General features: G+C 48.8%; 18 protein-coding genes. 11 read left to right on the top strand and 7 right to left on the bottom strand.

Features of this window, described 5'->3' with window-relative positions; all coding sequences use genetic code 11:
- Positions 1 to 23: 23 nt before the first annotated feature.
- From BGO59_RS15770 to BGO59_RS15755, 4 genes are all read left to right on the top strand, one after another.
- A complete protein-coding gene (locus BGO59_RS15770; RefSeq protein WP_293684587.1) occupies positions 24 to 932 on the top strand; it encodes a helix-turn-helix domain-containing protein in 909 nt (302 codons plus the stop codon).
- A gap of 112 nt (positions 933 to 1,044) precedes the next feature.
- Positions 1,045 to 1,932, top strand: coding sequence for an oxidoreductase (locus BGO59_RS15765; protein WP_293684586.1), 888 nt, complete (start codon positions 1,045 to 1,047; stop codon positions 1,930 to 1,932).
- Between the two features lie 88 nt (positions 1,933 to 2,020).
- Positions 2,021 to 2,812, top strand: a complete 792-nt coding sequence (locus BGO59_RS15760) for an AraC family transcriptional regulator (RefSeq protein WP_293684585.1) — start codon at positions 2,021 to 2,023, stop codon at positions 2,810 to 2,812.
- A gap of 165 nt (positions 2,813 to 2,977) precedes the next feature.
- A complete protein-coding gene (locus BGO59_RS15755) occupies positions 2,978 to 3,967 on the top strand; it encodes a phosphotransferase (protein ID WP_293684584.1) in 990 nt (329 codons plus the stop codon).
- Between the two features lie 61 nt (positions 3,968 to 4,028).
- On the opposite strand, the gene BGO59_RS15750 is transcribed toward BGO59_RS15755, so the two are convergent.
- Both BGO59_RS15750 and BGO59_RS15745 read right to left on the bottom strand, forming a co-directional pair.
- Positions 4,029 to 4,430 (bottom strand): DUF1801 domain-containing protein, encoded by a 402-nt coding sequence (locus tag BGO59_RS15750; protein WP_293684583.1) that lies wholly within the window; start codon positions 4,428 to 4,430, stop codon positions 4,029 to 4,031.
- A gap of 245 nt (positions 4,431 to 4,675) precedes the next feature.
- The gene (locus BGO59_RS15745; protein WP_293684582.1) at positions 4,676 to 7,675 is read right to left on the bottom strand and encodes a DPP IV N-terminal domain-containing protein; all 3,000 of its coding nucleotides are present in this window, start codon (positions 7,673 to 7,675) and stop codon (positions 4,676 to 4,678) included.
- Positions 7,676 to 8,562: 887 nt separating this feature from the next.
- Here BGO59_RS15745 and BGO59_RS15740 point away from each other — a divergent pair.
- On the top strand, positions 8,563 to 8,934 hold the full coding sequence (locus tag BGO59_RS15740; RefSeq protein ID WP_365981245.1) for a 5-fold beta-flower protein: 372 nt from the start codon (positions 8,563 to 8,565) through the stop codon (positions 8,932 to 8,934).
- Positions 8,935 to 8,940: 6 nt separating this feature from the next.
- Here the strand turns inward: BGO59_RS15740 and BGO59_RS15735 are convergent, their stop codons facing one another.
- From BGO59_RS15735 to BGO59_RS15725, 3 genes are all read right to left on the bottom strand, one after another.
- Positions 8,941 to 9,318, bottom strand: a complete 378-nt coding sequence (locus BGO59_RS15735) for a VOC family protein (protein WP_293684581.1) — start codon at positions 9,316 to 9,318, stop codon at positions 8,941 to 8,943.
- Between the two features lie 79 nt (positions 9,319 to 9,397).
- Positions 9,398 to 9,931, bottom strand: coding sequence for a DUF4199 domain-containing protein (locus tag BGO59_RS15730; RefSeq protein ID WP_293684580.1), 534 nt, complete (start codon positions 9,929 to 9,931; stop codon positions 9,398 to 9,400).
- A gap of 97 nt (positions 9,932 to 10,028) precedes the next feature.
- Positions 10,029 to 10,454, bottom strand: coding sequence for a response regulator transcription factor (locus tag BGO59_RS15725; RefSeq protein WP_293684579.1), 426 nt, complete (start codon positions 10,452 to 10,454; stop codon positions 10,029 to 10,031).
- Positions 10,455 to 10,545: 91 nt separating this feature from the next.
- On the opposite strand from BGO59_RS15725, the gene BGO59_RS15720 reads away from it, so the two are divergent.
- Genes BGO59_RS15720 through BGO59_RS15705 form a run of 4 tightly spaced genes read left to right on the top strand, consistent with a single transcriptional unit; the run spans position 10,546 to position 15,328 of the window.
- Positions 10,546 to 12,444 carry a CocE/NonD family hydrolase gene (locus tag BGO59_RS15720; RefSeq protein ID WP_293684578.1) on the top strand — a complete coding sequence of 633 codons (1,899 nt, stop codon included), beginning with the start codon at positions 10,546 to 10,548 and terminating at the stop codon, positions 12,442 to 12,444.
- A gap of 58 nt (positions 12,445 to 12,502) precedes the next feature.
- Positions 12,503 to 13,567, top strand: a complete 1,065-nt coding sequence (locus tag BGO59_RS15715; protein ID WP_293684577.1) for a purine nucleoside permease — start codon at positions 12,503 to 12,505, stop codon at positions 13,565 to 13,567.
- Between the two features lie 13 nt (positions 13,568 to 13,580).
- A complete protein-coding gene (gene bla, locus BGO59_RS15710; protein ID WP_293684576.1) occupies positions 13,581 to 14,399 on the top strand; it encodes a subclass B1 metallo-beta-lactamase in 819 nt (272 codons plus the stop codon).
- Positions 14,399 to 15,328 carry a nucleoside hydrolase gene (locus BGO59_RS15705; protein ID WP_293684575.1) on the top strand — a complete coding sequence of 310 codons (930 nt, stop codon included), beginning with the start codon at positions 14,399 to 14,401 and terminating at the stop codon, positions 15,326 to 15,328. Before bla ends, BGO59_RS15705 begins: the two co-directional genes overlap by 1 nt.
- Before the next feature lie 60 nt (positions 15,329 to 15,388).
- On the opposite strand, the gene BGO59_RS15700 is transcribed toward BGO59_RS15705, so the two are convergent.
- A complete protein-coding gene (locus BGO59_RS15700; protein ID WP_293684574.1) occupies positions 15,389 to 16,372 on the bottom strand; it encodes a GlxA family transcriptional regulator in 984 nt (327 codons plus the stop codon).
- 119 nt (positions 16,373 to 16,491) lie between these two features.
- On the opposite strand from BGO59_RS15700, the gene BGO59_RS15695 reads away from it, so the two are divergent.
- Together BGO59_RS15695 and BGO59_RS15690 are read left to right on the top strand one after the other, a co-directional pair.
- Positions 16,492 to 17,091, top strand: a complete 600-nt coding sequence (locus tag BGO59_RS15695; RefSeq protein ID WP_293684573.1) for a dihydrofolate reductase family protein — start codon at positions 16,492 to 16,494, stop codon at positions 17,089 to 17,091.
- Positions 17,092 to 17,318: 227 nt separating this feature from the next.
- Positions 17,319 to 17,726 (top strand): VOC family protein, encoded by a 408-nt coding sequence (locus tag BGO59_RS15690; RefSeq protein ID WP_293684572.1) that lies wholly within the window; start codon positions 17,319 to 17,321, stop codon positions 17,724 to 17,726.
- Positions 17,727 to 17,799: 73 nt separating this feature from the next.
- On the opposite strand, the gene BGO59_RS15685 is transcribed toward BGO59_RS15690, so the two are convergent.
- The gene (locus BGO59_RS15685; protein ID WP_293684571.1) at positions 17,800 to 20,676 is read right to left on the bottom strand and encodes a M14 family zinc carboxypeptidase; all 2,877 of its coding nucleotides are present in this window, start codon (positions 20,674 to 20,676) and stop codon (positions 17,800 to 17,802) included.
- Positions 20,677 to 20,696 lie beyond the last annotated feature (20 nt).

Below are 20,696 nucleotides of genomic sequence, written 5' to 3'. Positions count from 1 at the left end.
AAAGCCGTTTTTGTTGCCCTCGCATGCACACGTATGATCGCTACACGATGGTCAATCCGCAGAACGGGAATCTGGCTTTCAGTATTTATCCGTTCGACGATTCCTCGCTTTTTTCCTCCATTCAACGCTTCAACTACTTTAGCCTGATTCTGTGGAAAGGGCAAACGGTGGACCTGACGGCCGATTTTACTCAGTATCCAATCGCTGGCAATGTATTACTGGCTTTTTCGCCCTTCCAGCCCTTTCAGCTTCGAACGAATGAACCCGCGAGCGGTTGGGTTATTCATTTTCACCCAGAGTTTTTCTGTATTTTCAGGCACCATCCCGAGATTTCGGCGAACGGCTTTCTATTCAACAACAGCTATCATCCTCCGTTTGTGCGGTTGACAGCGGAGGAACTAACCTATTTTGAACTCCTGACCCAACAAATGGCGAATGAGATTCAGAAAGTCGAACTGGCTCAGCACGAACTGTTGATTTCGTACCTGAAAATCATTCTTATTCAGGCTGTCAGATTAACCCTAGCGCAATATCCAGAGCGGGACGAAACGGTAGTTATTGCCGAACAGAAAGAGCCTTTCGTCATTCAGAAGTTAAAAGATGCCATCGAGCAGTATTTCCGGAGCAAACATACACCCAGCGACTATGCCGATCTGTTGACCATAAGTCCTAAAGCGCTGGCTAAAATCACCCGGCATTACTTCAGCAAAACCCTTACCGATTTGATTAGTGACCGAATCGTGATTGAAGCTAAGCGGGAGTTATACCTGACACCTAAATCAATTAAGGAAATTGCGCATGAACTGGGCTTTGAGGATGAATTCTATTTCAGCCGCTTTTTCAAACGCCATGCGACGGTTTCACCACAGGTATACCGGGATACCGTTGGTTTTAACCGGGCCGCTAATTCGCCCGCTCTCGAATCCAATTAGCGGCAGGATAGAGGTTCTTTCATGAGCGTTTCAACAAACCAACTTTGAGCGTTTCAACAAAGTTACCCGGCCAAATACACCCGAATTTTGCCTTCATTAACAAACAAAGACAATGGCAAAAATTTGGTTTATCACCGGAAGTTCACGCGGGCTCGGACGGAGCCTGACCGAAGCTGTACTCGCTCATGGCGACTATGTAGCCGCTACGGCTCGCCAACCCGAACAATTGGCTAATCTACACGAAAAATACCCAGATCAACTCTATCCGATTCAACTGGATGTCACGGATAAGCAGCAAATCACCTCGGCAGTAGAAGCTACTATCACCCATTTCGGACGTATCGATGTACTCGTTAATAATGCCGGATTTGGGATAACAGGCGCTGCCGAAGCCTTTACCGACGAACAGGTTCGCAGTCAGTTGGAAACCAACCTATACGCCCCCATCGGACTAACGCGGGTTGTGCTGCCTTATATGCGCAAACAAGGTTCCGGGCGTATTTTACAGATCAGTTCCATTGGTGGGCGAGTGGGCAATCCGGGTCTGACGATGTATCAGGCGGCTAAATTTGGGTTAAGCGGTTTTACCGAAGCTTTATCCAAAGAAGTAGCATCGCTGGGTATTCGGGTAACATCGGTCGAACCGGGTGGCTTCCGCACCGATTGGGCGAGTGCATCCATGAGTTACGCCCCCGAAGTTGAAGGGTATGAATCGACTGTTGGCTGGGTAGTCAATCACCTGAAAGGCGATACCTTTGTTCCGGTAGGCGACCCGGCAAAGGCGGCACAGGTTATGCTCGATTTAGTGGATCATCCTGAGCCTCCCACCCATCTGGTACTAGGCAGCGAAGCCATTAGCTTGTTGAAACAGGCCGATGCCGCCCGACAGGCTGAACTGGAAAAATGGTTACCCGTCAGCCTCTCCACCGACCATGACGATTCGGTAAACTTTTTAGAAACGGAAGCCGGAAAACGATTTGCCGCTATGCAGACAAATTGAATTGTTGACTGATTGAATGACTGAATTATTCGGTGGCCAAATAATTCAGTCATTCAATCAGTCAACAATTCAATCATTCAACAATTCTATGAAGCTCACGCCCATTGCGTACTCGTGTTATTACACCCGAAGCCGGGAGGGAGAACAGTTCGTGCCGGAACACGTTTTCAGCTACCAGATTTCGGGAACGCTCGTGACAAACGATGGTCGGAACGAGTACATCTTCCGGGAAGGTGATTTCCGGCTGAGCAAACGCAATCACCTTGTCAAATTCACCAAGTATCCTCCTGAACATGGAGAGTTTAAATCGTTGTCCGTTTACCTTACACAGGAAATGCTTCGTACTATCAGCCGGGAATATGGTTTCCCGGCAGAGCCGCATCAGGAAGGGAGCGCCATTCTGGAACTGAAGCCCGACCCGCTTTACAAAAGCTATATGGACTCCCTCCAGCCCTATCAGCACCTCGTCCAGCCGGGTAATGAACATCTGTTGGCCTTGAAGCTGAAAGAAGCTATTCTGCTGTTACTGAGTGTAAACCCAGAAGTAAAACCAATTCTCTTTGACTTTTCGGAACCCGGCAAAATCGATCTGGAAGCCTTCATGAATACCAACTTCCATTTCAATGTGGAACTGAAGCGGTTTGCCTACCTGACCGGGCGGAGTCTGGCCACGTTTAAACGGGATTTTGAGAAAATATTTCACAGTTCACCCAGTCGCTGGCTGCTTCACCGTCGATTACAGGAAGCCTATTACCTCATCAAAGAAAAGGGCAAAGCTCCGTCTGATGTTTATCTGGATTTGGGCTTCGAAGACCTGTCGCACTTTTCGTTTGCCTTCAAAAAAGCGTATGGTGTAGCTCCATCGAAAATCGGATTATAGGCTGCAACGGGGGCAAGATCACATCGTTCAATCAACTGAAATCTAATAGGTTAACGCGGCAATTCCTGACTTAGTATGCCGTTAAAAATATAGTTTCAGAGGTATTGCGACGTACAAAAACGGACATAGATTTGACAGTTTTCTTTCTACTAAATCCGTTTTTTCATGATTCCTGCTTCCAAAATACTTGCTGTCCGTCGGGCACTACAATCGGCATTTGGCGTTACCGAATTTGAGTCTATTCGTCAATTAACGACTGGCCTTTCTACAGCGCTCGTCTTTCAACTTATTGTGAAGGGCAACCCGTATCTACTTCGGATTATTACCCGTACTGATGCTTTAAGTGACCCAACTGACGAATACGCCTGTATGCAGTCGGGTGCCAATGCCGGTATAGCTCCTCATATTTGGTACACCAGCATAACGGATAAAATCGCGATTACGGATTTTATTGAGGCCAAGCCTTTTCCACCCTCTAAAGCAATTCAATTGATACCTGAACTGCTCAGTCAATTGCATAGGCTACCCGGCTTCCCCTACCGAATGAATTATCTGGATAAAATGGGAACATTCATTCAGAAGTTTCAGGAAGCCGAATACTTTCCTGAATCGATGATCCGCGACCTGTTCAATGCCTATTTACAAATTCGAAATGTTTACCCCTATACGCAGACTGACTTGGTAGCCTGCCATAACGATCTCAAACCGGAAAATATGCTGTTTGATGGTAACAAGTTATGGCTGATCGACTGGGAAGCTGCCTTTTTGAATGATCGCTTTGTCGATCTGTCTGTACCGGCAAATTTTGTCGTTCGGTCTGATGCAGACGAAAAAAGTTACCTCAAAAGTTACTTTGGCCAAGAAGCAACCGACTATCAACTAGCCTGTTTTTTTCTGATGCGTCAGGCGATGCATTTATTCTACTTTGTTTCCTTCACGCTTTTTAGTAAAGCCTCGGACAAACCTTCTCCCTTTAATAAACCGCAATTTAGTTTTCGGAGCTTTCACGACCTCATCTGGGCGGGAGCGATCAGCTTAGCTAGTTCCGATACCAGACTACAGTATGCCTTAATTCACCGGGATCAGCTCCAACAAAATCTTCAACTCAACCGATTTGCCGATTCATTGGCCATTGTCGGTAATCACCACTATTAATCCATATGGCGATTTCTTCGCCTTTATAATCCAGTAGGCAACGAGAATCCGGGGGCTTAAACTACAAGCTTCGTTTAACCGAGAGGGTTACCATTTCTTTTAGCACATCCGCATCAACATCGCGCAGGTTTTTGATGTAAACGCATCCCTTACCGATTTTGTGTTTGCCTAGCTTTTGTAGCAATTCGTCTTTCCTTTCAAATGTACCCAGATACAACGTTAGTGCGTTGGCTCTCGGTGAAAATCCAACAAGTGGCGCATTGCCTTCGCGTCCGCTGTCGTATTTGTAGTGATAGGAGCCGAAGCCCACAATACTCGCCCCCCACATCTTGGGTTCAAACCCGGTTTGGATCTGCATTAGCTCAACGATTCTGAAACTATCGATTCGCTTTGTTTCATCAGCTACGGCATTAATAAAATCGGTAACGCTTTGATTGGTTTCGGTCGTTTTATTGGTCGCCATGGTTCAGTAGTATTGTCGGTTTGCAAGCTACGAAGCTGTTTTAAACGTTTCAAATTTCGTTAAAACTGAGTGTCTTTTTTTGTCATGCTGACGAAGGAAGTATCTTCGGTAGTTACAAGAATGCTGCTCCCGAAGATGCTTCCTTCGTCAGCATGACAAAAACACCCAGTTTTGTTTTTTCTTTAAAAGTTTAAACAGCTTCTACATCCTAAAAATCTGTCGGGGCCGCCGTGTGGTTCCATACATCATTTCAGCAACTCATCCAATGTCCAGACGTGGCCGTTTTTGAGGGCATATTTTACATTCATGGCATCCTGAATTTTGGTCAGCGGGTCACCGTCAACCGCAATCATATCGGCCAGTTTACCTACTTCGATACTCCCCAAATCACTCCCGACTCCTGCTGCTTCGGCCGACCAGAGCGTAGCCCCCCGAAGTGTTTCAAACGGTGTAACACCTCCTTCTACCCAGTTTTGCAATTCCACCTGTAAGCTAAGTCCGTACGGAATCAGGGGGGAATCGGTGCCAGGTGTGACGCGCCCTCCTGCGTCGATAAACTTTTTCACATTGTTGGCCAGTGTCTTAAAATTCTCAACGGCACCGGGCATAACCCGTCGCATGGTCTGTTGCTGGGCCATCAGGTTGTTCCGGTAAACCTCATTGTAAAAATGGGTGAACGGCCTGTAACTCATCAGGCTCGTATCCCGTCTGGTCTGGAACGAAAAGCCGCCCTGTAAACTAGCCGTAGGTGTCATGTTCATCCCCGATTTGGCAATCAGATTCAAGACATCGCCATAAATGTGGTTGGTAGAAGTCAGCTTCATCGAATACCCCCGACGACTGGTAGCCGACGAATGTTCAACACCATCGAGGTTGTACTTAACCGCCGGATACAACTCGTGGGAGGTTACGGGTATGCCAATCTGGTGAGCCAGGTCCGTAGCCATTTGTTGCAGGCGGTCGGGCAGCCGGACGTAGCATTTCAACAGATCATAGTCGAGTTTTTTGGCCCGGTCGAGTTCCATCCGAAGTTGTTTTTCACTACGAATACTGGTTGCCAATCCATAATACAGCCGATAGCCCTCGTTGATCGTCCCTGTATAAAACTCACGGGGTCCGGGTCGTACACCCGCATCCCAGGCTTCGCGTCGTTCGAGGGCATCGTAAGGGTCGGCCCCTGTTTCGCGAATGCTGGTGATCCCATGACTGAGCCAGATACGGCCCTGTTTTTCACCCGCCAGAATGGTCTGATGTGTGTGCATCTCCCAAAGCCCCGGTATAACCGTAAGCTTCGAGGCATCGACCAGTTTGCCCGTCCGTCCGGTTTTATGTGGCTCAATCGCTTTGATCCGGCTTCCTTCCACCAAAATATCCACGTTTTCGACGTATTTGTTGGTCTTACCATCGAATAGCTTGCCAGCATGGATAATGGTTTGGCCCGTAGGCAGTTTGGCCTTATAGGTAAAATCCAGCGGTATAATCGTCACCTGCCCCGTGGTCATGTCCATTTGTTTCAGCGTGTCCACGGCCAGATACACCAGCTTTTTCGAATCGGTGGTCCAGCTCATGTTATCGGCCAGTGTTTTGGTTCGCTGCACTGCCGGGCCAGTTGGTTTGCCATCGGGCGTAACGGGCAACGTCCACAACACCCCTTCCAGTACATAGGCCATCCACCGACCATCGGGCGACCAGCTTGGGCCGCTATGCCCCCGGAAACTGATGGTCTGACTGGCTGAATCGGGTTTCAGTTCCGACACATCAGTCCCGCCCAGGCTGGGGATAAGCAGAAACTGGTTCAGCCCTTCGCGAAAACGGCTGGAATAGACATCCAACGCCGAAACGGCCAGCTTCGACCCATCGGGCGACCAACTCGGTGGACCAGGACCAAACAGCGGGTCATACACCTTTTTCGGTGCAGCAAAGGGCTGATCTTCGGACGTTGGAAACGGAATCGTGTGCAGTACACTCCGCCCAAAAGCCGCCCGGTCAAGCTGGAAGAACGCAATGCGCTTGCCATCGGGCGAGAATGTAGGCGTGTTAATTTCTTCGGTGCCATTGGTCAACTGCCGATCCTGCCCCGTTTGCAAATCCCTCGCCCACAGGTTAATACTCCCCGACCGATCCGACGAAAACACCAGATACCGGCCATCGGGCGAAAAACAGGGATCAGCTTCGATAAAGGCATCGTTGGTCAGTTGTTTTGGTGTAGGTGTGCCGATGTCCAGCCAGTATAAGTCACCCAGCGCCGAAAAAACCACCGCCTTACCATCGGGCGATACCACCGGACCACGAATGCCTTTTACGGTGCGGGGTTTGGGATTATCGAGCAGGTACGTTTTGCGTTTGTAGGGTTTTCGATTCAGGGCAAAAGTCGCCTGCCACGCCAGTTTGTCAGTTTTGGTAAAATCGGGGGTTTTATGCTTAATGGCCCCATCAGCCGTGTACCAGATCGACCCATCCGTTGCTACCGACGGTCGGAAGGGGAAAACATCTTCGCGAGCCGATGAGATCACGTTGGGTTCTGTTGCATTAGCGACTGATTTAACGACCAGTGAGGTAAGCCCATCGGCTACCATCTGAAGCAGTAGCGACGAACCATCTTTTGTCCAGGCTGGAGCACCCAGCGTCGCTGCTGTTTTCCAGACCAGGGTTTCTTTACCTCCCTCCAGCACATACAAACCAGACGCGTCGGGCCGGGTGGCGATATAGGCGATTCGTTTACCGTCGGGCGAGTAGGTTGGGTAGTACTCGTTGCCGCCATTATCTGTTAATTGCTTTAGCTCCTTCGTTTTCAGGCTTAGCTCCCAAAGGTTATAGCTCCCTCCCCGATCCGACGAAAACAGAAGCCGAGCGCCATCGGGCGAATAAACAGGCTCACGGTAATCGAACTCTCCGCTGGTATGCTTTTGCAAATCAGCGCCATCGGGTCGGATGCTGTAAATGTGGAAGGTACCATCGCGATAGGAAAAGTACGTGATCCGCTTGCCATCGGGCGACCAGGCAGGTTGGTGCGCATCGTCGCGGAAGTCGGTCAATGCTTTAGCCATTCCTCCTTTTGTGGGCAATAGCCAGATCGTACCCTGCAAATCAATGGCCAGCGACTGTCCATCGGGCGAGAGAGCAACTGCCATGTTTGTTCCTTCATTGACTGTGATTCGAAGCGAATCCGTCTGGGCAAGAACAAGTTGCGGCATCCATAGCATCTGAAGCAGCAGAATGCTGAAAAAGGCAAAACGACATTTCATGAATAGTCAGGTTATATAGTTAAGAAAAATCAATGCTCCCCATTTGTCGAAGCAGGCAATAGCCAGCCGGTCAATCCGCCAAAAGGCCAAACTGACTCGTATCAGGTTTAGGCAGGACTGTTCATTCAGCCCGTTAACCTTTCCATCGACTTATTGAAACTGTAAGCACGCGAATGCGTGATTCTTCCGCAAATTATCCATCAATTCACGAAGCAACCGTCTGATAAACAGGCGCTATCTGAAGCCGTGAGGGTGTGTTAATAGGCAAGTTAAGGAATGACAATTCAAATCCAAACAGCTCTTTATAAAAGCCCGTTCTTTATAAAGAGAGTACAATAAAGAACCAGAATAAAGACAAGGCAGGCACCTATCTGGCTCCTCATTCCTGGCTGATTTCTAAGCTATTCGCAGACGTTTACTAGTAAAGGTTTGCTTCACCCCTAAATCCCCTGAAGGGGACTGAGCCCCCTGGTAGACAAAGCCCCCTTCAGGAGATTTAGGGATGAAGCAAGCTGATCTGTCGACAACTTTAGAGTCTAGTTCTAATACCCTTTTTAGTTCGGCCAGATCGTTACGAAACTGTGAATTTAATCTAGTGGTCATCTGAACTACGCCCTTTGGGAGCGTTTAAAAGCCTTTTCAAAAGCCCTCAGCTCAATAGAAGTCATTGAGCAGGCTGACCAGTATCAGTTTCTATCAATTTCTGATCGTCCACTTTTGTCAGGAATCCAATACAGGAAAGAAAACGTCTCTTCGGGCGCTCCAGTCAACAATCATTTTTCACATACGGTCTATCAATCATGAAAACGATCAAACTCCTTACGCTACAAGTGGGCTTATTCACCCTATCTCACATCGGCCTGGCCCAGGTCTAGAATTACAAACACATTGCCCAAACCGGGGAAGTCACCAACGAACAAGGCCAGAAAATCGGCCTGGTAACCAAAGATCGAATGATCCTGGATAACAAGGGTAAAAAATTAGCCTTTGTCGATGGGCAGGGAAATCTGGTCGATGCCAAGACGAATAAAAAAATGGGCCGAATTGGCAAAGATGGTAAAAGCTACCTCGACGAAAACGGTGAGTTGCTATTTACCATCAAAGACAAATCGGACAAAACCTGCGACATTTTGGATGACAAAGGCAAAATTGTCGGCAACGTCCACGAAAGTATGAAAGCCAACGCCTGTGCCCTCCATTGCTTTCAAGCTAAGATGGCCAACAAACCTGACCATAGCAAAATGAAGCATTCACGGTAAGTTAGGCTAACCAAGGTCTTCCCAGAGTTCAATGCTATTCCCTTCGGGGTCGAGGATATGGACGAACTTCCCGTAGTCATACACAGCTATTTCATCCAGTATGACTACGCCATTCCGTTTTAGATCCTCCACCAGTTCTTCGATATTCTCGACCCGGTAATTGATCATAAAATCCTTTTTGGAGGGCTCAAAGTAGGTCGTGTTTTTGTCAAAAGCGCCCCAAGCGGTTGTTCCTTCTTTGGTGGGATCGTCGGTATCGCGCCATTTGAACGTAGTACCATAGGCATCCATTGGTAATCCCAAATGTTGGGCATACCAGTCTTTCATTTTTTGCGGGTCATCGCATTTAAAGAAGATGCCCCCTATTCCCGTTACTTTTTTCATAGATCGAATATAAACGTAAGCTCCTTTGCTAGCTCGCCCATTTGCTCTTTGTATCTGTCTTTAAAGGCCGATAAATCAATTATTCCGTTGGCAAAAACGCCTTCTTTTTCAAAAGCGAGGCACTCAGGAGCGTGATAAGCAGGCCAACTGGAAAGATCTCCAGAAAGGTCATACCAAAACGGATAAGTGGGTTTTTATACGACTCGGCCATTCGTTGAAAATCTGCCATTGTTCTGGCTATTTCCTGTTCAGAAGCACCACTATTCTTCAGATCCTTTTGTTTGTACTCAGCAGTCACCTCCATAAAATCCGTAAAGATTGTGTTGTAGCAGATTTCCCAGGCGATGCAATACAACAGGGAAGCTATCAGGGTGATCAGTATACCCACTTTAAAGGCTGTTCCAAATGGAATGGCTCCCCCAAGGTAATTATCGCGGTACGATTTGATTCCGAAGAAAATTAGCGATAAGGCAATGACCATGGTGGCATAGCCTACCCACATGCTATTATCGAAGGTGATCGTACCATTCCGCCAGAGCGGATACGTAAGCATAAACATGCTGCCTACAAGGGTACCGGCAATCAGGCCGTAAGTCAGAACGATTTTTTTCATGATTGTTTTTTTGCATCAAAACAAGTCCAACGCCTGCAAATCGGCCTCACCCGAACGTATGATTTGTCGATCCGTGTCTTAAAATCACCCGAATGGACTAGGGAATCAGCCGAAGTTCCTTAGCTTTCTGGATAGCCTGAGTTCGACGTTTCGCATCCAGTTTGAGAAATACGTTCGACGTATGCGTTTTGACTGTATTGAGCGAGACAAAAAGTGTATCGGCAATCTCCTGATTCGAAAGGCCACGCGCCATTAACTCCAGCACTTCATACTCCCGTTTGCTGATACCCGTTTTCGTTAGTAAGGCCGGATCGAACTGAAACGCCGACTGAGTAACCAACACGGTTTTGGTACGCGTAATCTTTTGTCCAGCCCATATGCCCAGTACAGTGAACAGTATAGCCACAATACCCAGATAAATCTCGAGCGACAGCGTCTGAACAAGAAAACGATACTCCAGCATTTTTAGCAGAACAATCAAACCAGCCAGAGCAAGACTGTAGAGCAAAACAGTCCGTTTCATACGACAAAATCAGGCTGTTTTTTGCGTACCACACAGCCTACCTGATGCAATTTAACGCTAATTTGTGCCGAAAATGAATTTCGTCAACGCAGTGAAACTATACCTTGCCTGCCTGCTGCTGATTCCGGCTCTTGCCCTTGCGCAATCGAATCCACCAGCAACCCAAATCTCAGCCCAGCCCTATCCTTATTCGCCCACTCAGGATTCGGCCTATGTGCGTGAAAACTACACCAAAGCGGAGTTTATGGTCCCTATGCGCGATGGCACCAAACTGTTCACGCAGGTCTACGCGCCCAAAGACCAGTCGGTAAAACATCCGATCATCATGCAGCGGACGCCCTATAGTTGTCAGCCCTACGGAACCGATAAATTCCGGCGCCGGGTAGGGCCGAATCCGTTTATGCTGCGCGACAACTATATTGTTGTGTACCAGGACGTTCGGGGACGCTGGGCGTCGGAAGGTACGTTTGTCGAAATGACGCCCCATGTGGCCGTAAAAAAATCGAAGGAAGACCACGATGAATCGACGGACACGTACGATACCATTGACTGGTTGCTCAAAAACCTCCCGAGTCATAACGGAAATGTGGGGCAATGGGGCATCAGCTATCCGGGCTTCTTTACCTCAGCAGGTTCAGTATCAGGTCATCCGGCGCTGAAAGCCTCGTCTCCGCAGGCGCCCATGGCCGACCTCTGGCGCGATGATGCATTCCATAATGGTGCTTTTCAGATTGCGGCCAACTTTAGCTTTTACCCTTATTTTCAGGAACATAAGCAACCGACCAAACAAAACCCGCCCCTATTGTTCGAAATCAACGACCCGGACGGCTACCATTTTTACCTGAACATGGGGCCGACAACCAACTCGGAGAGCAATTATTTCAAAGGACGGAACAAGTATTACTACGAGAATTTCCAGCATCCCGATTACGATGACCACTGGAAAAAGCGGAATATTCTGCCCCACCTGAAAGGCATCAAACATGCGGTAATGGTGGTCGGTGGCTGGTACGACGAGCAGGATTTGTATGGTACGTTCAACACCTACAAAGCCATTGAAAAGCAGAATCCAGCTATTCAGAACATCTTCGTCGTTGGGCCCTGGGTACATGGAGGCTGGTCGGGACCGTCGGGGCAGACACTCAATGATCTGGATTTTGGCTCGGCTACGTCACCGTATTACCAGCAGAACATCGAAGCGAAGTTCTTCAAACACTATCTCTTCAACGAAACAACTCCGCTGGGTCTGCCCGAAGCGACATTATTTGAAACAGGCACCAACCGCTGGCGGACGTTCGACGCCTATCCGCCCAAAGGAACGGAGCACAAACAACTCTATTTACAGGCTGGAGGCAGGCTGGGCTTTTCACCTTCATCAACTGGGGCAACTTTTTCTGAATTTCTGTCTGATCCAGCGCATCCAGTGCCGTTTGCCAGTAAAATCAACGACGGGTTTTCTGCCGATTATATGGTTGACGATCAACGATTCGCGTCGTCACGACCTGACGTATTGACTTTTCAGACCGACGTACTGACCGACGATCTGACCCTGGCAGGGCCTATTCTGGCGCAACTGACCGTTTCGACCACAGGAACTGATGCCGACTGGATGGTAAAAGTGATTGACGTGTACCCGTCTGATGCTCCTCAGCAGAATCCACAGAAGAAAGATGTGGTGTATGGTGATTATCAGCAGCTCGTTCGAAGTGAAATCATGCGGGGTAAATATCGAAACAACATCAGCAAACCCGAGCCTTTTGTTCCCAACAAACCGTCGCTGGTAACTATCGAGTTACAGGATGTTCTGCATACATTCAAAAAAGGGCATCGACTGATGGTGCAGATCCAAAGTAGCTGTTTCCCGCTGGCCGACCGCAATCCGCAGAAATTCGTGAACATCTTCACAGCTAAAGAATCGGACTACCAGAAAGCTACACACCGGATTTATCATGAAAATAGCTACCTAAAAATCGGCGTCCTAAATCCCTGAAAAGAAACATCCTAGTTTTTGTCCCTTCGGTCGAAAGGACAACCAGTAATCGTTGCCCATGAAACACCTTCTTTTGTCTTTATTGTTGATCGGTAGTATACCGACCTTTGCCCAGTCGACGAATCGCATCCCGGTTCGGGTGGTGGTCGTTACCATGTTCGAAATTGGAGCAGACACCGGCGACCGCCCTGGCGAATTTCAATACTGGGTCGAGCGGCTTCCGCTTTCGCAAACGATTCCGTTTCCCCAAGGCTATCGCGATCTGCGCTATAATCCTGACAAACAGGTGCTGGGTATTTGCACAGGCATGGGCACGGCCCGTTCGGCAGCCTCCATCATGGCGCTGGGTATGGACCCTCGATTCGATCTCTCAAAGGCATACTGGCTGGTAGCAGGCATCTCCGGTATCGACCCGAACGATGGTTCGGCAGGATCGGCTGTCTGGGCAGAGTGGCTGGTCGATGGCGATCTGGCGCATGAGATCGATCCCCGTGAAATCCCCAGCGACTGGTCAACGGGGTATCTGCCTCTACGCCGGGCCAAGCCTTACGAAGAACCCGTACAGGAAAATGATTTTCAGGTAGCTTATCATCTGAATCCAGACCTGGCAAAATGGGCGTATGGTCTCACCAAAGCGGTTAAGCTTGATGACAGTGAAACCCTTCAGAAAATGCGGTCAGCTTACCGCGATTTCCCCGAAGCCCAAAAACCTCCGCGCGTGATGATGGGTGACCATATAGCGGCCATGACCTTCTGGCACGGCAAATACCTCAACGATTGGGCAAACCAATGGGTCAGCTACTGGACGGGTGGCAAGGGCAATTTCGTTACCTCAGCGATGGAAGATACGGGCACTGGCCAGTCGTTGCAATGGCTCACCAAAGCGGGGAAAGCCGACATTAGCCGGTACATGGTCCTCCGAACAGCCAGCAATTACACCATGCAGCCTTCGGGCGTAACAGCCGCCCAGAACCTGACCAACGGTGGCAAAGCCGTCGGCGAACGTTACACGGCCTACATTCCCGCTCTGGAAGCCGCCTACCGAACAGGAGTCGTTGTTGTCGATAAACTAATTAGCAACTGGAACACGTATCAACGCACAATTCCATCCGAAAATAAATAGAACGCAGATTTTTATGATGACTCTGATTCACACAGATCATAACAATCTGCGTTTTATGTACGAAACAAACCCAGCCCGTTTTCCAATGCCTGTTCTTTTTCTGCTGTTAGTAGCCCTGCTCCCTTACTCTTCCTTCGCTCAATCGGTACAGAAGCCTAAACTGAAGGTTGTCCCCCTCAACGATAAGGTGTATGTTCATATCACCTACGGCCTTTATCAAAACGAAGCGGTACCTTCCAACGGACTGATCATTAACACGAAGGATGGGGTTGTGCTTGTCGATACGGGTTGGGATACAGATTCAATCGCCGATAACACCCAGCAAATCCTTCAGTGGGTAAAGGATAATTTACACAAACCTGTGCGGCTATGCATTGCTACGCACGCACACGGCGATCGCGTGGGCGGTACGGGTGCCCTTCAACGGGCGGGCGTACGGGTTGTCAGTACGCCACTGACCGCAAAAAACTCGATTAAAGAAGGTTACCCATCACCGGAAGGCATTTTACCATCCGACACGACGTTTACCATTGGTGGAGAACCGATTCGCTGCTACTTTCCGGGTGAAGGCCATACGAGCGACAACATCGTGGTTTATCTGCCCAACCAGCGGATTCTGCATGGTGGCTGTTTAGTGAAAAGTGTCGGCGCCTTTGGCATGGGCTTTCTTGGTGACGCCAATCTGGCCGAGTGGGGAAACTCCATCCGGAATGTGATGACAAAATTTGGCAAAGCCCGTATCGTTATCCCCGGACACGACGAATGGAGCGATACCAAAGCCCTGGAACATACGTTGAATCTGCTTGCCAAGCACTTAGCCAATAAAAAGTAATGCCTACCCCTCTTTTGATGGACCACGATGGGGCTATCGACGATCTGCTATCACAGTTGCTGGTGCTGACCATGCCCGATGTCGAATTGATCGGTGTAACGGTAACCCCTGCCGACTGTTTTATTGAGCCTGCCCTCGAATCGGCCTATAAGTTGCTCCAGATTATGGGGAAAGAGTCGGTTCCACTTGGTCGGGGCGACTACTATGGCATCAATGCGTTTCCCAACGAATGGCGAGCCCGGCCAGAGATTATCAACGCCTTACCGATGCTGATTAACCTGCCTAAATCGCCCGATCCGTATGGCTACCTCAGTGCTCCTGATCTGATCATCGACAAACTGGCAGTGGCCAGCGGCCCCGTTTCTATTCTCATGACCGGGCCTTGCTCCAATCTGGTTCTGGCACTCGAAAAAGCACCGGACTTAAAAGCAAAAATTGGCTCGATTGTCTGGATGGCGGGTGCGTTTCGGACTTCGGGTAATGTCCAGACGTTTCAGCACGACGGTAGTGCGGAATGGAATGTTTTCTGGGACCCCATTAGTTCGCAAAAACTGGTCTCATATGAGTTGCCCCTTACCTTGATTCCACTGGATGTAACCAACCACGTACCCGTTACCAAACAGTTTCTGTCCCGATTAGCCACACAGATTGATTATAAACTCTCAAACCTGACCGGGCAATTGTGGGCACTAACCCTGGATACGATTCCGAGCTATCATTATACCTACTTCATGTGGGATATCCTGGCAACGAGCTACCTGGCCATTCCTGACTATTTCACCACCGAAACCGTCAAAGCCAATGTAAGCACCCGTCCACCTAATGCCGGGCAAACGTATCTGGACGATACTGGGTATGAGTTGACGATTGCGACCGACGTAAAAACGGCTGATTTTTACGACTATATTCTGGGGCAGTTTAAGCAGTGAACTCTCTAAGCCATAAACGTTTTTTAGGGCCTTTTAGCCAGCTTCATAGTTCTGTACTGCTTAGTTCAAAGACAACGCTTCTTTGTTGTATTTATTCCGGTAATCAAGGGGCGATAAACCTGTAATTTTTTTGAACGTTGTTCGGAACGATTTTGTATCGGTATAACCTACATCGAACATCACTTCCGCCACATTTTTTCGGTTCGTTTCGAAGTGTTTTTTAGCAGCTTCAATTTTCACACGCTGTATATATTCAATGACGGTATTGCAGGTTGCTTTTTTGAATCGGCGTTCCAAACTTCTCCGGCTAACAGATACTAAATCAGCGAGTTGATCGATTGTTATTTTTTCCTGGAAATTCGCTTCAATATATTCCTGCGCCTTTTTCACCGAATCATCCTCATGGGCTTTCTGCCCCTGAAAAATAGTAAAGGCCGATTGGCTATCCCGCTCTATTTCAATGGCAAATACTTTTGCTGACAGAACAGCCACCTCACGCCCTACGTATTTCTCGATCAGGTAAAGAATCAGATTCAGGTACGAAAAAGCCCCTCCGCTTGAGTAAATGCCCTGTTCGTCGGTAATAATACGCTCTGTTACCAGGTTTACGTCGGGGAATAACTGCCGAAATTCGTTGGTAGCCAGCCAGTGAGTAGCGCATTGCCGACCTTTTAATAAACCCGTTGATGCCAGTAGAAAAGCGCCTAAACAAAGACTGGCAACTTCGGCACCACGCTGGTATTGTTTAATAATCCAGGGGATAAAATCACGATTGGTTTCAATAGCTTTTTGTATATCTCCATCCAGCGCTGGAATGATAATTAAATCCGTTTTTTTTACCTCGTCAATTAATCGATCCGCATGAGCGGTGAACGAGCCACCACTTAATTTAATTTCGTGCGAAAGTCCTACTAATTGAACCTGAAACAACGGCTTGGCTCCTTTTGCTTTTGCAAATTGATTTACCTGTGTAAGCAGTTGGCGCGATCCTTCAAGGCTACCTAAAATAGCCCCCTGTGGAACGAGTATGGAGATGTGTTTCATGAGTCAAAAATAGGTAAATTTATTGGCGTAATCAACCCTTTTTTTGGCGCACTTTCCCGTTAAAAGTAACGTCCCGAACACGTATATTTGCCTTGTAAACAACTAATAATTCTTTCAAAATGAGGAAGTTAATTTTATTTATGCACGTCTCACTCGACGGCTTTGTGTGTGGCCCTAACAATGAACAGGACTGGATGACGATGGACGACCACGAGATGGGTGAATTTATGGCGTCCGACTTCCAGAAAACGGTCGATACGATGCTCGTTGGCCGGGTACTGTACGAAGGATTCGCTAGTTTCTGGCCTACCGTTCCTTCCATGCCCAACACCCCGCCCGAACTGGTCGACTTTGCTTACTGGATGATTAATACGCCCAAAATCGTCTTTTCAAAAACGCTGAAAACCGTCGACTGGACAAACTCCCGTTTGGCCCAACACGATCTGGCGGAAGAAGTTGCGCAGTTAAAAAAACAACCCGGTGGCGACATCATCGTATTCGGCGGTGCGACCCTGGTAGCTGCCCTTGCCGAGCAGAATCTGATTGACGAATACCGCATCAAACTGGAGCCGATTCTGCTGGGCGCGGGTAAGCCACTATTCGCCCAAATACATGATCGGATCAAGCTGAAACTGACCAAATCCAGATCGTTCAGTTCGGGCGTTGTCGGGCTTTACTATGAGGTAGATCGACCAGGTTTAGATACTGAGGCACAGTAAGAGGCTATTGTGCTGTCGGTTACTCATAACCGACAGAAGGACGATTCGCCGTTGCGTTTCTGAAAACTGAACAATGCATGAGGTTTTGAGAAACCTCTCTATGTCAGATGAGAGCATCTGACACCACAAACCAATGTAGTGCTGGTTACTGATGTGCTGTCGGTTATGAGTAACCGACAGGAGGACGATTCGCCGTTGCAATTCTCAAAACCGAACAACAACATACGATGACGCAAATCAATCCTTATCTGAACTTCAACGGCAACTGCCGCGAAGCCATGATGTTTTATAGGGAATGCCTGGGGGGCGAACTGAATCTGCAAACTATTGGCGAATCCCCCATAAGTGACCAAATGTCTGACGAAATCAAAGACAGAATTTTACATGCCGGTTTAACCAAAGACGGTCACCTGCTATTAATGGGGTCGGATATGATGGGCTCGAGCCTGATCGCTGGGAATTCAGTTACCTTATCGATCAATTGCCGTAGCGAAGAAGATATCCGTCGCTTTTTCAGTACACTCGCTGAAGGAGGACAAATCAAAGACCCGCTTTCTGATATGTTCTGGGGTGCTCTATTCGGTTCCCTTACTGATAAATTTGGCCTGAGCTGGGTATTGAATTATAGTAGATAGAAGGCAGCCTGTTAGGGTGGTTATGATCTATGTAAATCATAATCGCCCTAACAGGCTACATTCTACACCTTATCTATTGCCCGCTGACTTTGCCGGTCGAATTCGTCTTATCTGCCGTTGCGTTTGGAGTAGCGGGTGTATCCAGGTGATTCCAGTTGATGAGCACGTTCCAGACCAATGGTGCATCGTGGTGATTCAGGAAACGGTGTAGGGGATCGAAGGTGAACGCCACGACCCGGCCAGCTCCAACCGGGACGTTGAAAATACCACCATGCCCGATGATGGTCTGCTCATTTCGTACCATCCCCGAAAGCACATAGGGCTCTTCTTTTTTCGGGTTCGCAGGTTTAGCCGCTTCTTTCACGGGTTTTTTATCGGGCATACCCATAATGGCTCCTTTGTACTCTTCTTCATCCTTCAGCGGTTTGGTTCCGTACTGCATCACCATCATATCCCGATTGGCCTTTTTGGTTTGCAACAACGGCGCAATACCCCGGAAAATCGGGAAAGTTTCGGGAAAGCCATACATGATCGGGCTGTCGGGTTTCCGGTTTTTTACCGTTACGACAGAGCCCGGATGGAATAAGGTTGGCGCGCTGGCCTGATCCAGATCGCGGGTGATGCCTGTTTCGGCAATCATGGCCGATGAGTTATCCAGCGTAACCAATACGCCCCCCTGCTCCACAAACTTTTTGAGATTATCGACCCCTTCGAATCCTGGTCCACCCGTAATATCCGTTGTTGCATCCGGGAAGCCATGCGACGGAAACTCCGGCGTTTTGGTAAAGGGTAATGGCCCAAATCGGGAATCGATCTCGTGAATGAAATTGGTGGCCGAACCACGCATTCGGGGGATCAGGATTACATCAAATTTCTTCCGAAGTTCACCCGCTTTCAGGTGGTCTTTGTTGATGGATGTGTAGGGAATACCGCGTTGCTCAAACGTAAAGCGTGCCCAGCCTTCATCCTGGGTATTGTACCAGCTGTGGTAGATCGCCACCCGTGGCAGGTTAATATCGTGCTGCCGTAACGACCCTCCGACAGCCTCTGGATTAGCTTTTGTAGCGTGTAAATCCAAACCGAACTGGGTGGCCAGCTTTTTGGACTGATCGGCTGTTAACCCTTTGAACACCACTGCACCAGCCGCCAGTGTATCTTTACTACCTTCAATCGTAGCCTTGGTATCTAGTACCATCGCTTTGACCTGCTTGCCCTGCCCTTTCAGCCAGATCAGCGCAGGTAGCAGGTTGTTCTGGCCTTTATAATTCAGCACGTAATTGGTCCCCTCACCGTCGATTTTTCCACCATAGTTCACGTCCTCGCTAATCAGTTTCAGATCGCCTGTAGCATATTTTACACTGTCTTCGGCTTTCACATCAACGCCATATAAATACCCCAACGTCCAGGCAATGTCGTCGTAGGGTGGAAACTTGGCTTCTTTCGGGTAGTTCTGTTTCGTCAGTAGCGATACCGCCAGATTTCGGTACGGCTGATTCAGCAACACCACATAATCGCCCTGATTTTTACCGGATTCCGCTTTGTGCACTTCAATGTCCTGCGCCCGAAGCTGATTAATCAGATAGGCCGCCATAGCCGGATCGCGTTGATCTTTCGGAATTACAAAGGCCCGTGGTTTTTCTTCGGTTCCTTTCCGAATGTTGTTCAGCCCTTTCTGATAGAAGTTCTTCAGCAACATCCGGCTGTTGGTGGCGCCATACGACAGCGACGCCAATACCCCCGCCTGCATGTAGTTGATACCGTTCCGGTACGACCAGTAGACTTTTTCCGTAGCCGGATCGGGCCGATACCATTCTTTTGAAGTGACATCGTCACCGGCATATTTCTGGTTGGCCAGATCGCGCAGGTAGGTGTTGGCTCCGGCATTTCCGAATGTTTCATAAAACCGCCCGGCCGCATTGTGGTTGTTGGAAATCCAGAGAGCATAGCCCGGATACCAGCCATCGTAAAACGCCCAGGTAAACACGCCCGGAATACCCTGTGCTGCCAGGGAAGTAATATCGTGGTTGGCCATCGTTTGCCATTCGCCAATGGTAATTGGGTCGATGGTTTCGTTGTAAGGTCCCGTTCCAGTTGAGATGTAAAGCAACGGAACCGATTCGTGTAAATCCAGGCTGACGGTCGGGTGCCAGTCGTAATAGATCTTAAACATCGCTTTCGTAATCGCCTGCGACACCTGCAACCCATCGCGGTTGTTGTCGTGATACACGTACTTACCCCAGTAGGGTGGCGATTTCGGGAAACCATCGTCATAGTCCTTCCGGGCTTTGGTGTAGCGATAATACCAGTCGACCTGCTTATCCCAGCCGTCAGGTTCCGATACGGGATTGATAATCACAATGATATTATCACGGATGGTTTTAATTTCGGGTGTCTGGCTGGTGACCAGCCGGTAAGCCAGCTCCATCAGCATTTCCGGCGACCCCATTTCGGGTGAGTGCAGGCCCCCGTTCAGATAATAGACCAGCTTGGTATCGCCCAGTATCTTCTCGATGTCCTGATTACCTACTTTACGCGGATCGGCCAGCAGAGCGAGTTGTTTTTTGTAATGATCAAGCCGTTTCATGGCGTCCTCACTCCCAATAGCCACCAGTTGAACCGGACGACCTTCTTCCGTCGTGCTCACCTGCTGCATACTGATGTTGGGCGATGTCTGTGCCAGCTTCTGGTAATAGCCATAAATTTCAGCAGTCCGGTGAATGACACCCGGTGCGCCAACAATCTGTCCAAAATGCTTAAGGGGCGACGGCACCTTAGGGTCGTCGGGCAGGTTCAGAACAGAGGCTGGCAGAAACCGCTTATCCGTCGTGTATTCCCTGATTTTCTGATTATAGGTCTCATCGACAGACTGCGCCCGAAGCGACACCTGGCCCACAGTAAGGCCTGCCAGTAGCAACGCTGCCGCCCTTCGTCGGTTGGTAAAAAATGACATGAGTTTGTTGATTAGTTAAG

Source organism: Spirosoma sp. 48-14, from assembly GCF_001898575.1.
Taxonomy (GTDB): Bacteria; Bacteroidota; Bacteroidia; order Cytophagales; family Spirosomataceae; genus Spirosoma.
This window is presented reverse-complemented; position numbering and strand designations above follow the sequence as displayed.